Below are 12,798 nucleotides of genomic sequence, written 5' to 3' on the forward strand. Positions count from 1 at the left end.
GACAAGGAGGACACCCTATGAGTGTGATTGAACGTCTGGCTGAAAAAGTAGCTAGACAAGAAGAAAAGGTCTCACGTGAGACGGAGAAATTGGAAAACTATCGAGACCAACTACAAACTGCTATGTACAGTACCTTTATCAAACGGCAACAATCTAGTCAGTTGTCATTTCATGAAGCACTAGAGCAAGCCTTTGGTAAAGAAACCACACTACACCCAGATTACAGAAATGAGGATATAGAATGAGTAAAACATGGAATTTTGATCAACCACTAGATGATGTGAAACCAACATCGTCCCATGAAGAACGAGCTAAAATCGCAGCACTTTTCCATAAACAGGATGAAAAACCAATTGAAGAAGTAGATTATGTGGCTGCTTTTGAACAGCAACAAAAGGAGTCAAAATCTAAAGATGACCAAACGCCGGAATCAAAAGTTAAACAAAGTCAACCTAAGAAAGTAAATATCACAAGTGACTACAAACAGCACTTGGCAGATACCATTGCACAAAACAACAAGGATATTTCCGCCTGTCAGAAGCAAATTGAAGAACTTTATCAATTGATTGATGAAAAGAAAATCCAAAATAAAAAGTTACAGGCTATTTCAGTAGCCATTGATGATTTATAAGTCAGGTAGTCCTATGCGGGCTACCTTTTTACAATTTAAGGAGAAGATAATGAAATTTTTTCAAAAGAAAACACAGAATCAGAATCAATTCAAACGACTGATTCATCGACTATCAGGGATGTCAGATAGTGAACTAACTAAAGTAGAGAAAATCCTAGATGTGTTTTTTGATACAAATTTCAAGCCTGATAGGAGCGTTGAAATATCTCAAACCGTTATAACCGATGAGGAACAAAGTCTTGATAAGTCGATTCAGGAAGCGAAAAATAAAATTAACATGGAACAATTGGAAAAAAATATTGAGAGATTTAGACAAGGTAGGCGAGAGAGCAATAATAACAAATAACAGACCAATTATAGAGAAGTTTTTATCATTCAATTAATAATTCAACAATTGTCGTATTACATGATATAATGAAGATAAATAACGACTTTAATTTAAGGAGGAACTCATGCCAACTTTACAGTCACAGTTTATTAAATTTCACGACACAATTAAGCTAGATGCTGATGATAAAAAGGTTTTAATCGACAAACGTAAAAAGGTTGAAGAAGTAATTAACAATGGTGTTTCAGAATTTGGAAAAAGCTTTTTTAACCAAGGAAGCTACTCAACTTACACAGGTATTTTACCGATCGATGAAGGAGATTATGACTTAGATAGAGGTTTAAAAATCGATGTTGATAGACATTCGAATTCTCCTAAAGAGGTAAAAAAATTTATTTTTGATGCACTAGTCTCCGAATTTGGTGAAAATAGAGTCAAAGTAAAAAATCCATGTGTGACAGTATCATTTCCTGAAGATAATGTTCACATTGATATAGCGGTGTATTGTACTGAAAATGATAACTATTTTTTAGCCAGAGGAAAACTTAATAGTATTGATGAAAATATTAAATGGGAGGAAGCAGACCCTGTAGAATTAACGAAAAAAATTAATAATGCTATGGAGAACTCCGAAGACAGATACCAATTTCGGAGAGTAATTCGTTACTTAAAAAGATGGAAAGATCTCAAATTTAAAAATCAAGATAATAGACCGACAGGAATTGGAATTTCAGTTTTTGCTGTCAGTAATTTTTCTGTAAGCAAAAAAGTAGACTATTTATCAGGAAACACTACTTATGATGATATTTCAGCTTTAAGAAATTTAGTAAATACTATGATTAATTCATTTTCGGGTACATATGATGTTGACAGAGACTTATTTTATCCGAGATTAGAGGTTTACTTACCGGTTAAGCCATATACCGATGTATATGAAAGGGTATCAAATATACAAATGGAAGCCTTTAAGAATAAATTAGAAAAATTAAGAGACTCACTAGATGAGGCAATAAAGTCTACTGATTTAAGTGAGTCTACAAAAATATTGAGTAAACAGTTTGGTGATGATTTTCCTATTATTGAACAAAAAGAGACAGCAGAAAACTTTGGAACTCGGGCTATAATCAGTGATTATCCAAGTGCTTAGAGGCATGTATGTTAGAAAAAAAAGAAATATTCCAGATGTATTTTGACGAAATACCTTCAGAGAGCCTGGAATTAGAAGATAAGGAATGCTATTTTTATCAATATAAAAAATTTACCTTAAAAATTATCATTTCTAATGATTTTCCCCATTCACTTCCTGAAATCTATCTTTCAAATTATATGGATTTTAATAAATGGTACAGCCATGTCGGTTCCGAAGGGAAATTGTGTTACATTTCAGAAGATAATTTAATTTGGGACTTTAATAATCCAAGTGGATTATTAAAAGATTGCTGTGAAAAAGTAAAGGAATTACTGGATAGTTGGGATACACCAAAAATGACCGAAGAGCTCAGGAAAGAGTTTCTGTCATATTGGTATATCAGTTGTTTGAAATCAAAAACAAAATATATAGAGATTCGAAGTTACTTATCCAGGGTCAGTACATTTGAGAAATATGAATTAGTCCTGTCGAATCAGAAATTCCATCTTTTTAATTATGGTTCACAACTCAAAGGGAGTGTTGTGCCACATTCTAAAAAAAGTAGAGATGTTTATATACTTCCACTTAAAGATTCGAATTCTGTGATTCCTCCTAATCCCCTGAATGAACTAACAGAAGCAACGTTTAAGAAAATGATCACAGGAAATCTATCTTCGGGTGTTAGACGCCGCTTCCAAAAGTGGTGTAAAATGAAAAGAAAGTCATTCATATTAATTTTATCACTTCCTATATCTGATAATGATTATGTTTTGTTTGGTGCGCATTTTGAGTCTAGAACTTTCAAATATCCATTTAAAATTGATAATAAGGTACTACAAAAAAATAAAGATAGAAAAAAATTGGTTCTAAGGCTAAAAAATCAAAAAATAGGAGTTTCAACATTACTCCAGTATATATTACAAGATTCGACAAGGAGTATAGAGTGAGTAGGACATCCCAAGAATATGATTTTCTGAATAAAAAAGTTATAATTGTTGGACTTGGATCTGTAGGATCATTTGTTGCAAACAATTTATCTAAAATGGGTATAAATAAACTTCTTTTAATAGATCCTGATTTTTTAACGGTCGATAACATTTCAAGGCACTACTTAGGTATGGATAGTATAATAGATAATATTCAAAAAGTAGACGCTTTAGAAGATAGATTGAAAAAAGAAAATCCTGATTTAGAAATTGAATGTGAGGGTATCCGATTTCAAGAAATAGTTCGGAAGAATCCAAATTTATTTTATGAATATGATTTCGTTTTTTCTTGTGTCGGAGATACTAAAACTAATTTTGAAATTAATCATTTTTTCAGAAAGATTGGAAAAACGGTATTGTATTGCTGGTTAGATCCATATGGAGTTGGGTATCATAACCTACTAGTTTCTCCGCAAAATAATGGATGCTATATGTGTATGAACTATGAAGATGGGCATCTTGTTAATAATAGAGCCTCTTTTGCAGAGAAAAATCAAATATTTGAAAAGCGTCTAGCTAGCTGTTATTCTTCATTTATTCCTTATAATGTTATTGCGCCTAGTTCTTTGGCAAATAAAGCTATAGAAGTATATTTACAGTACTTGGATGGGGAATTTTCTTCTGAAAACAGACTAGTATCAGAAATTGGTTCAGATAAACAGTTTGGAAAAGAAGGATTTACATATAGTGTTCGATACTACAATTGTATAAAAAATAGTGATTTATTAAATGTTTCTTTAAGAACAAATATATCTTGTCCAGAGTGTAACGGAGATTATAAAGTTGATTTATGTAAATCTGAATAATAAATATCAAATTGTAATACCATCTGATATTTTTAATTCATTACTAGAGTTTAGGCAATTGGGTTTGGAACCTGAAGCAGGTGGTATTTTTGTTGGTAAGAGACTTTTAAATAATTCGATACTTATTATTAATTTTTCAGAACCACAGGATAATGATGTAAGAAGTAGATTTAAATTCTCAAAAACTTCTCCATATCACCAGAAGTTTGCAGATGATTATTTTGGTAAAAGTTCAGGTTTTATAAGTTTAATTGGAGAATGGCATACCCATCCTGAAGATATACCTACTGCATCTTGTGTTGACATTAGCTCATGGGAAAAAATTATCTCAGATAATGATGACAGATTATTCTTTTTGATAGTTGGACTTCGGGCTGGTAGATTCTACTATAGGGAATCAAATAAGTGGCAATCCACACTAATCTATTTTAAGGATGTATAGATACGTATGAATCGAAAAAATAAATTATTTAAGAAATTCTTTTTTTGGTCTCAAAAATTTTATTTACCATTAGTATTAATTTTTATATTTCCAATTCTGATTTGTTATTTGATTGGGAAGAGTTGGACCCTGGTTGAAGTTGAAAAAATATCAAATACCAATTTTTTTACGAGAGCTGTTTTTGAAATAATTCCTGATAATTCTACCGCTACTTATATAGTTCTTTATTTATTAATCTCTACTTCATTATTGATGATTTTTAGAAAAAACAATGCTGAACGAACATTTAATGATGGTCATTCTGTATATCTTCATAACTGCTATAAGAGGCTGTGGATTGCAGCAAATATATTAGGCTATCGAAAGTTACAACTTATAGGTGTCTCAATACCAATGCAGTTTGAACTTATTATTAATGGAGTTTTTTCAGAATTTATCTCTGAATCTTCAGTTGTTCAATATGATGAATTTCAAGGAGAAATTATTGTTGAGTATCCAATTGAAAACAAGAAAAATAAAGTTGTCAATTTATTAGTATGTGATACATATGATATTCCTTTAGAAAAATTAGCATCTGACTATTTGGAAAATACAACAGTAAAAATTTCATCACAACGAAAGTATAGTGGTAACAGATATAATAATCCTCAATTAGTTAGTACAGTTAGAGAAGAGGTACAAAAAATAGTTAACACCTATAATGAGGTTAATCTATTTATGACAACAAATCCTTTAAATACACAAAGAATTGTAGGAAAGTCATTTTTAACATTAGATAGATCAGGTTTCGATAAAGTTTCGGTGATACAGATGGATGAAACTCAAATTTATAAAGATCCATTTGTGATATACGAAAATTAATAGGAAATCAATGGTTGAGAATTGTAAAACTCTTCTTAGTGTTTTATTGCAAATTATATTGGCTCTTTGTCAATTTTTGTGGTTAGATGAGTAGCTAGGATCGAGAGATGAGTAAATGGTTCCTCTTCTTTTGAATGTTCAAAACGATAAGAATTTTAGTGTCAAAGTTTGTGAAGTTTCGAAAACCAAAAGTATGGCGTTTGATATCTTTGACAATCTTGTTAGTTGCTTCCTATTTAACGTTAGAATAAGGTAGGTTAAGAGTATTTGTAGGTAAGCTTTATATTTCATAAAAGTTTTTAAGATGGATGAAAATACCTGATTGACACCGTCAAAACGGTCTTAGATCAGTCTTAAGAAATCAATAGGTCTCTTTTCTTGAAAATGAAAAAGCAGAATCTGATAAAGATTATAATAATAGCATAGTTCTTCAGAGTGATCCACAATCTTATCGACAATCTCACGAAGCGTAAAGATTTGTATGAACGTTCGTGAATCGTGAATAGAAGATATTCCATTTCAATTTCAACCTGCAACAAATACATGGAGAAAACATAGTTTTCAGAAAAAATATTTTCATATTTTATACAGTTTTTTAGCAAAAATTTATGCTATAATAAGTCTGAATTTGAGGACTTACTCAGCAAAGTCATACCAACTTCAGAAAATTTGCTCAAATTGCCAATGTTTATGTTGTCCCCATAGACTAATTATTAGGTGAACAGACTGAAAAAGGCATTGAATAAAAACAACAAACAGATTTAAAAGAATCATAATATTTTGGAGGTAAAGCGATGAGCTATATTAATGGTATTACTGAAAAAGAGTTACAACATAACGATGACGTGTGTGTTGTTTTGGATACAAACTACCTTCTTGGAGCGCTGAGCTCAGTAAATCAATCAGAAAAATATTTTGATGCAATATTTAACGTTAATTTTAATATATATATACCATTTATTGTTTGGGTTGAATTCAATTACAATGTTCCGGATGTCCTAAGTAAGACTTCAAGTTTATTAGAGGGAACAAAAGAATATTTAAGTTCCTATTCAGAAAAAAAACTTTCTTCTGAAATGAGTGAAATTAAAACAAAATTCAATAATATGTTTGATAAACATATTATTGAAAAAAATATTGTTGGAAAAAGAGTTTCTGAGGATAGTAGAGCGTATTTTAACCAGCTGATTGATAATGAAGACGGTTTAGCTGAATTATTTGACCAAATTACGTCGAAGTCAAAGTCAATTTTTGATACTTGGAAGGAAAGTTATCTTACAACAATTAATCACAAGATTGAAAATCATACTTCAAGTATGAATCTACAACTTTCAAAATTAAATAATATTATTGATAATGGTGACTCTCGAATAATTGTAGGAGCGCAGTATGACATTGAAAAATTGGAAGAATTTGTAAACCAATGTAAAAATCGTGAAAAAATGAAATTATTCCCAGGCAATTCAGAAAAGGATTTAAATAAAGTAGGAAGTAGATTATGGGGAAACCTAGAGATTCCGAAGAAGTACGGGGATATGTTGTTATGGCTTGAATTGATAGACTATGCTCAAAATCAGTCCAAATTTAAAGAATATATACTAGTATCTGATGATACTGAAAAAGAAGATTGGGTTAAAAAAGACACCAAAGAGCTTTATCCAGATTTATCGATTGAATTTTTTACTAAAACGAATTCATATATTCATCATAATACTTCATTTGAATTTATTAAATCAGTGACACCTGATATTTCAGAAGATGAATTTAAAAAGGATTATGGCTTTAATATAGAGTTAGATAGCAGTGTCTCTACTGCTAATGACTTAATTGATTTCGGTGGGATTGAAGTATCGGATGAAGTGGAAGATAATCTTTCTAAATACTTTGATTTAGAGGACATGAGTTTTAGAGATACGATTATAGTTCCAGCAAAAATAGATGGATTTAAAGGTGTTTTCCTTGAAGAAAATCGTTGGTATTCAATAAATATTAAGAATGATAGAATTCCATATTTAAAATATATTGCTGCTTACCAGAGCGCTCCTGTATCAGCAGTCACATATGTTGCAAAAATAGACCGTATAGTTGATTCACCGTTTAAGCCAGGCAAAAAAATGGTTATATTTGAAGGTAAAGCATTGCCATTAAAACGTCCCATACCAATGGGAACTGATTATCTTGCTCTTCAAGGTCCAAGATATACGAACCATAGAAAACTTAATAGTTCAGCTGATACAGATGAGTTATTCAATTTTGATGATGATATATAAAAACAAAAAGAAAATTATTTTTCATGAGAGCTCAGGCTCTCTATTTTTGTATTCTCTTCAACAATGTGATACCTTCTCCAAATCTTCCCTGCTATTCTTGTATCATTCCTAAGAAAATAAAACCTCAATTTTTCACTGGGGGTTTGGGGGCGAAGCCACCAAGTTATCTTATCGTTGGCTGTCAAAACAGAAAGGTTTTGGTCGGCTGGCGATATGATTTTTTGGGTATTGTGACCACAATGCCTGAGCTCGCAAAGACCGAACAAGGAGAGGCTGAGGTCTTTAGGAATCGTACTGACAATGTGAGGCAGCCTTACATTGTCAGACAAGTATCATGTTGAAAGGATAGTAGGATGGGACAAGAAATTAAGTTAATCCGTAAGCAATTTAGAATCACGAGACAAGAAGAAAAACAGATAAAAGAAATGATGAGGGAACAAAAACTGGATAGTTTCTCAGAATTTCTTCGTCAAAATTTGTTGAAAAAGAATTATCAGGATAGAATTTTTGAAAGTTGGTTCTCCCTTTGGCAGTCTCAAAAGTTTGAGCAGATTAGTCAAGATGTGCATGAAGTTCTAGTTGTCGCAAGAGAAAATCACCAAGTGACTCAAGAGCACGTTTCAATCTTATTGACCTGCGTTCAAGAATTGATTGCGGAAGTCAATCAAGTACAGCCACTCAGTCGTGAGTTTCGTGAAAAATATATGAGATAGGAGGCTACTATGGTTTATCGTTATCGTACCAATCTCAAAAAAGTATTTCTAACAGATTCAGAGTTACATCAATTGAATGAGCGAATCGACAAGAGTCACTGCCAAAATTTTTCAGTCTATGCCAGAAAAGTGTTGCTGAATCCCAATATGTCATTTATCACCATTAACACGGATACCTATGACCAGTTAGTATTTGAATTGAGACGGATTGGAAATAATATCAATCAAATTGCGCGTGCTATTAATTACAGTCATCTTATTTCTCAAGAACAGCTGGATGTATTGCGTAAGGGGATTGGTGAGTTAGTTACAGAAGTCGAAAAAGAATTTCAAGTAAAGGTTAAAAAATTAAAGGAATTTCATGGTAGTTACTAAGCATTTTGCGACTCACGGAAAAAAATCTCGCAGACGTTTGATTAAATATATTCTCAATCGGGAAAAAACGGATAATCTGAAATTAATATCTGATTACGGAATGAGTAATTATTTAGACTTTCCTAATTATTTAGAAATGGTAGAAATGTATAATGCTAACTTTCTCAATAACGATAAGTTATATGAGTCAAGAAATGATCGTCAAGAAATACATCAACAAACTATTCATGCACATCATCTGATTCAATCTTTTTCACCTGATGATAATTTAACACCTGAAGAAATTAATCGTATTGGTTATGAAACTATGATGGAATTAACTGGAGGTCGATTTCGTTTCTTAGTCGCAACTCACATTGACCAATCACATATTCATAATCATATTTTAATTAATTCTATAGATCTGAACTCAGATAAAAAATTAAAATGGGATTATGCTTTAGAAAGAAACCTTCGTATGATTTCAGATAGAATTTCTAAAATGGCTGGTGCAAAAATTATTGAACATCGGTCATCTTATAGTGACTATAAAAAATACAAGGCGTCTAGCCATAAGTTCGAATTGAAACAACGACTTTATTTTTTGATGCAGCAGTCAAAATCGTTTGATGATTTTATAAAAAAAGCTGAGAAGTTACATATTCAGATTAATTTTAATCAAAAGCATAGTAGATTTATGATGACGGATAGGAATATGACAAAACTGATTCGTGGACGACAAATCAGTAAACGTGATTTATATGATGAAGATTTTTTTAGAACGTATTTTGCTAAAAAAGAAATTGAAAGTCGTTTAGAGTTTCTATTGAGTCATGTCAATTCTTTAGAGGAGTTGCAAAAAAAATCCCAAGAATTAAATCTTACTATCGATTTAAAACAAAAAAATGTGACCTTTACTCTTGATGAAAATGGTCAGCAAATTAGTATCAGTCATAAAAAAATAAGTAATAATAAGTTATATGATGTGAATTTTTTTCAAGATTACTTTAAAAATAAGGAAGTCGGTGATTCAGAAGGATTAGATAATTTACAGGAACAGTACGATGCTTTCCAAGAAGAACGAGGTAAGGATAAAGTATCCACTGAAGATATTGAGGAAGCCTTTGAGTCATTCAAGAAAAAGAGAGATGCTATTCATGAGTTTGAAGTGGAGCTTGCAGAACACCAAATTGAGAAGTTAGTTGATGAGGGGATTTATATCAAGGTGTCTTTTGGTATTAAGCAGAGTGGCCTTGTTTTCATTCCCAACTATCAACTAGATATTATTGAAGAAGACAATCAGAAAAAATATAAAGTTTATATTCGTGAGACAACTTCATACTTTGTATATAACAAAGAATACTCGGATAAGAATCAGTATATTAAAGGGCGAACCTTGATTAGACAGCTAACCAACGATAGTCGAGCAATACCATACAGACGACCAACTTTAAAAAGTCTTCAAGAGAAGATTTCTGAAATTAATCTTATGATTGAACTGTCTAACACGAGCAAACATTACCAAGAAATCAAAGATGAGTTTGTATTAGAAATTGCGAAACTTGATATGAAACTGGAAGAAACCCAAGAAAAAATCGCCACCTTGAATAAGATGGCGGAAGTACTTATCAATCTGAAGAGTGACGATCATGAAAGTATAAACTTAGCTAAGTATGATTTTACTAAAATGAACATGACAGAATCAGCATCTTTAGAGTATGTACAAGAAGGGGTTATCATAAAGAAAATTGAACTTAGTGAAACTTTAGATGATTATGAAGAATTGGTAAGAAAGCTGGAGACTTTTATAGGAGTTCTGAGTAGTAAGAAAAGTATTAATCGAGAATTAAAAAATAGTATAACGACTGATTAAAGTTTCAAGACTGAAAAAATCATGAGTTATTATTCTCCAACTCATTTAAGTAACTCTCTATTTTCATAAGCATTAAAGGATTGTTATAAATCTTACATAACTCTCTTGCTTCTATATAGTAATCTTTGACTTGATTTTTGTCTAAGAATTCTTTTCCAGAGTTTCCAACAATGATGAGTAAGGGAGCTAATTGGTAACTGGTTTGTTTCTCTTTACAAAGTTCAATAGTCTCAATAGCTTCTTGTATGGCTTCGTTATATTTTTCTTTTGATACTAAATAGTGAGCGTAGTTGTAGCGAACTCTGATATATCCAAATAAAAACTCTTGTTGATTCAGATTTTTTGACTTATATAAACTCATTAGAAGAGAGTAGTTCATTTCATAATCTTTTTCACGACCAACTAGGGAATAGAAGTTGGATAAAGTATTTAATACATTTAAATAGATTAGAGTATTTGAAGACATTTTTGACACCATATTTTCCAAGTAAGAGATGGCCTCGTTCTGAAGATGATATTGATAGAAGTCAATAATAGATTTAATCCAATCAAGGTACATCCTGTCTTCCAGTGTTAGAAAGGTACTTCGATCTGCCTCAATTTTATAAAGGTATTCTAGATCATCATAATTTCTATCGTCTAATAGACGAGAAGATAAATGTTTAAAATTAGAGAGGTTAGAATTAACTTCAATTTGTTCATTGAAAAAGTAATCTAATGTTACTTCCAGTCGTTGAGAGAGCTTAAATAAAATGTCGGCAGAGGGAATAAAATGTCCTCTCTCAATCTTACTAATCTGACTTTGTTCGCAAATTCCTTCCGCAAGGGTTTGTTGGGAGAGCCCTAGTTCTTTTCTTTTAGTTCTGAATTTTTCAGCAAGCATATTCATAAAAAATAATAATCCTTTCTAATCACTTAGATTTATTATAGAGTTTTTAATTCAAATTAGCAAGTATATGGTTGTTTTAATTCTTTTGGGTAATAATTTTTAAAAAAAGGTTTAAGAAGAATAAAATGGATTGACTGATAGTTATAAAAGTGCTAAAATAATTTCGAAAAATAGGAAAGGGGGTGTTATATGAAGAAAAATCACGGAATTAATAAACTAATGGCACTCATGTTATTAGGTTTACTTATGGTATTGGCTGAAATGGCGAGAAAATTGAACAAGAAGATAGACTTGTTTGAGCTTGCAAAATATTTTATTGAAGTTAACGAATATGATGATTGCTTAGAAATTGATTTATCTGTATGTCATGGTGCAGCTGGCATAGTCCAATCATTACTATTTGTATATGCAACACTGACTGATAGACGTTTTTAGAATTAGCCAACTTCTGGGAAAAGTCCTTTAGAATTGCTAAAAAATGGGTATTATACTGGGAAGAATCTAGAGATTATTGTTAGGATACTTTTAGGTTGGTCAGGTATTATTGATACTGCTATTTTATTAAGAAATTATAACAAAGACGAGAAGTCTTATATACCTTAAATCTAAGCTCAAAAGATTATCAGAAAGAATTATTTAACAGCAACATGAATTCTTATGGGAAGTACAGCATGAAGATTAATAATATAGTAAAATTATGGGAACTTAGCTATTCTGAAGGATATAAATTTGAACTAAGAAAGGTGAAATTGTTGGTTTAGTAGGTAGAAATGGTGTCGGTAAAAGTACCTTGATGAAAATTTTGTACAAAATAATAGACCTGATTTGGAGAAAACGAGAACTGACAATGTTGGGTATTTGATTGAAGAACCGAAATTGTTTTTATCTAAAACTGGTTTAGAAAATTTAAAGTATCTGTCAACACTATATGGAATAGATTTTAACCAAGAAAAATTTGGACACTTTATCCAAATCTTAGATCTAACGCAATCAATTAATAAGAAGGTAAAAACATATTCATTAGGTACTAAACAAAAGTTAGCTCTACTTTTAACACTTGTTACAGGACCCGATTTTTTAATTTTAGATGAACCGACAAATGGATTGGATGTTGAAACTTCTCAGAAGGTTTTTGAATTATTACAGCATTTAGCATCATGCGAAAATGTAGGAATTTTAATATCAAGTCATCAGTTAGAAGACATTGGAGAAATTTGTAATAGAGTTCTTTTTTTGGAAAATAGCTTATTAACATCGCAAATACTTGGAAAAGATAGTCATACTTCATTGATTGATATCGTTTTTCAGTCAAATATTGATTTAGAAATTTTTACTACTATGCAAGCACTTGGAGAAATCGTCCAACAAGATGGTTTAAAAATTACCTTATCAGGAGTGATTCAAAGCAGTGAATTATTCCAATTTTTCAATGAGCATTCTATTAAAGTAGTAGACTTTGAAACAAAAAAAGAAACACTTAAAGATATCTATTTGAAGCGCTCAAAATAAAGAAAGG

At 31.1% G+C, this 12,798-nt stretch carries 16 protein-coding genes and 1 pseudogene; 15 read left to right on the top strand and 2 right to left on the bottom strand.

What is annotated here, in order from left to right:
* The first annotated feature begins 17 nt into the window (after positions 1-17).
* From SR187_RS04710 to SR187_RS04740, 8 genes are all read left to right on the top strand, one after another.
* A complete protein-coding gene (locus tag SR187_RS04710) occupies positions 18-245 on the top strand; it encodes a DUF5965 family protein (RefSeq protein WP_024388338.1) in 228 nt (75 codons plus the stop codon).
* Entirely contained in the window at positions 242-631 is a 390-nt protein-coding gene (locus tag SR187_RS04715; RefSeq protein WP_120171669.1) for a DUF5945 family protein, read from the top strand. The genes SR187_RS04710 and SR187_RS04715 overlap by 4 nt, the downstream gene beginning before the upstream one ends.
* A gap of 49 nt (positions 632-680) precedes the next feature.
* Complete coding sequence (locus tag SR187_RS04720) at positions 681-977, top strand: hypothetical protein (protein ID WP_162496987.1); 297 nt, start codon at positions 681-683, stop codon at positions 975-977.
* Positions 978-1,083: 106 nt separating this feature from the next.
* Positions 1,084-2,106, top strand: coding sequence for a cyclic GMP-AMP synthase DncV-like nucleotidyltransferase (locus tag SR187_RS04725; RefSeq protein WP_120171671.1), 1,023 nt, complete (start codon positions 1,084-1,086; stop codon positions 2,104-2,106).
* Between the two features lie 8 nt (positions 2,107-2,114).
* Complete coding sequence (locus tag SR187_RS10070) at positions 2,115-3,035, top strand: E2/UBC family protein (protein WP_231996457.1); 921 nt, start codon at positions 2,115-2,117, stop codon at positions 3,033-3,035.
* Entirely contained in the window at positions 3,032-3,880 is an 849-nt protein-coding gene (locus SR187_RS10075) for a HesA/MoeB/ThiF family protein (RefSeq protein ID WP_231996458.1), read from the top strand. Before SR187_RS10070 ends, SR187_RS10075 begins: the two co-directional genes overlap by 4 nt.
* Complete coding sequence (locus tag SR187_RS04735) at positions 3,858-4,322, top strand: Mov34/MPN/PAD-1 family protein (RefSeq protein ID WP_160113877.1); 465 nt, start codon at positions 3,858-3,860, stop codon at positions 4,320-4,322. Before SR187_RS10075 ends, SR187_RS04735 begins: the two co-directional genes overlap by 23 nt.
* Positions 4,323-4,328: 6 nt before the next feature.
* Entirely contained in the window at positions 4,329-5,183 is an 855-nt protein-coding gene (locus SR187_RS04740; RefSeq protein ID WP_120171673.1) for an acyltransferase, read from the top strand.
* Positions 5,184-5,277: 94 nt separating this feature from the next.
* Here the strand turns inward: SR187_RS04740 and SR187_RS10080 are convergent.
* Positions 5,278-5,678: pseudogene (locus SR187_RS10080) on the bottom strand (transposase); the annotation flags it as partial.
* Positions 5,679-5,977: 299 nt separating this feature from the next.
* Between SR187_RS10080 and SR187_RS04745 the strand changes: the two are divergent.
* The 4 genes from SR187_RS04745 to SR187_RS04765 all read left to right on the top strand — a co-directional run bounded on the left by SR187_RS04745 (position 5,978) and on the right by SR187_RS04765 (position 10,393).
* Positions 5,978-7,453, top strand: coding sequence for a PIN-like domain-containing protein (locus tag SR187_RS04745; protein ID WP_120171674.1), 1,476 nt, complete (start codon positions 5,978-5,980; stop codon positions 7,451-7,453).
* Positions 7,454-7,806: 353 nt separating this feature from the next.
* Positions 7,807-8,166: an SAG1252 family conjugative relaxosome accessory protein gene (locus tag SR187_RS04755; protein ID WP_120171676.1), complete on the top strand. Its 360-nt coding sequence runs from the start codon at positions 7,807-7,809 to the stop codon at positions 8,164-8,166.
* A 9-nt stretch (positions 8,167-8,175) separates the two neighbouring features.
* Positions 8,176-8,541: a MobC family plasmid mobilization relaxosome protein gene (locus SR187_RS04760; protein WP_120171677.1), complete on the top strand. Its 366-nt coding sequence runs from the start codon at positions 8,176-8,178 to the stop codon at positions 8,539-8,541.
* Complete coding sequence (locus SR187_RS04765) at positions 8,528-10,393, top strand: SAG1250 family conjugative relaxase (protein WP_120171678.1); 1,866 nt, start codon at positions 8,528-8,530, stop codon at positions 10,391-10,393. The genes SR187_RS04760 and SR187_RS04765 overlap by 14 nt, the downstream gene beginning before the upstream one ends.
* Before the next feature lie 19 nt (positions 10,394-10,412).
* Here SR187_RS04765 and SR187_RS04770 read toward each other — a convergent pair whose 3' ends face one another.
* Positions 10,413-11,282 carry a helix-turn-helix domain-containing protein gene (locus SR187_RS04770; RefSeq protein WP_018165750.1) on the bottom strand — a complete coding sequence of 290 codons (870 nt, stop codon included), beginning with the start codon at positions 11,280-11,282 and terminating at the stop codon, positions 10,413-10,415.
* A 189-nt stretch (positions 11,283-11,471) separates the two neighbouring features.
* Between SR187_RS04770 and SR187_RS04775 the strand changes: the two genes are divergently transcribed.
* The 3 genes from SR187_RS04775 (at position 11,472) to SR187_RS04785 (ending at position 12,791) form a co-directional block, all read left to right on the top strand.
* Positions 11,472-11,717 (top strand): lanthionine synthetase LanC family protein, encoded by a 246-nt coding sequence (locus tag SR187_RS04775; protein WP_120171679.1) that lies wholly within the window; start codon positions 11,472-11,474, stop codon positions 11,715-11,717.
* Positions 11,718-12,030: 313 nt separating this feature from the next.
* Positions 12,031-12,144, top strand: coding sequence for an ATP-binding cassette domain-containing protein (locus SR187_RS10205; RefSeq protein ID WP_120172474.1), 114 nt, complete (start codon positions 12,031-12,033; stop codon positions 12,142-12,144).
* Complete coding sequence (locus SR187_RS04785; RefSeq protein ID WP_269460241.1) at positions 12,141-12,791, top strand: AAA family ATPase; 651 nt, start codon at positions 12,141-12,143, stop codon at positions 12,789-12,791. The genes SR187_RS10205 and SR187_RS04785 overlap by 4 nt, the downstream gene beginning before the upstream one ends.
* The last annotated feature ends 7 nt before the right edge of the window (positions 12,792-12,798 follow it).

It is taken from the genome of Streptococcus ruminantium (assembly GCF_003609975.1).
Taxonomy (GTDB): Bacteria; Bacillota; Bacilli; order Lactobacillales; family Streptococcaceae; genus Streptococcus; species Streptococcus ruminantium.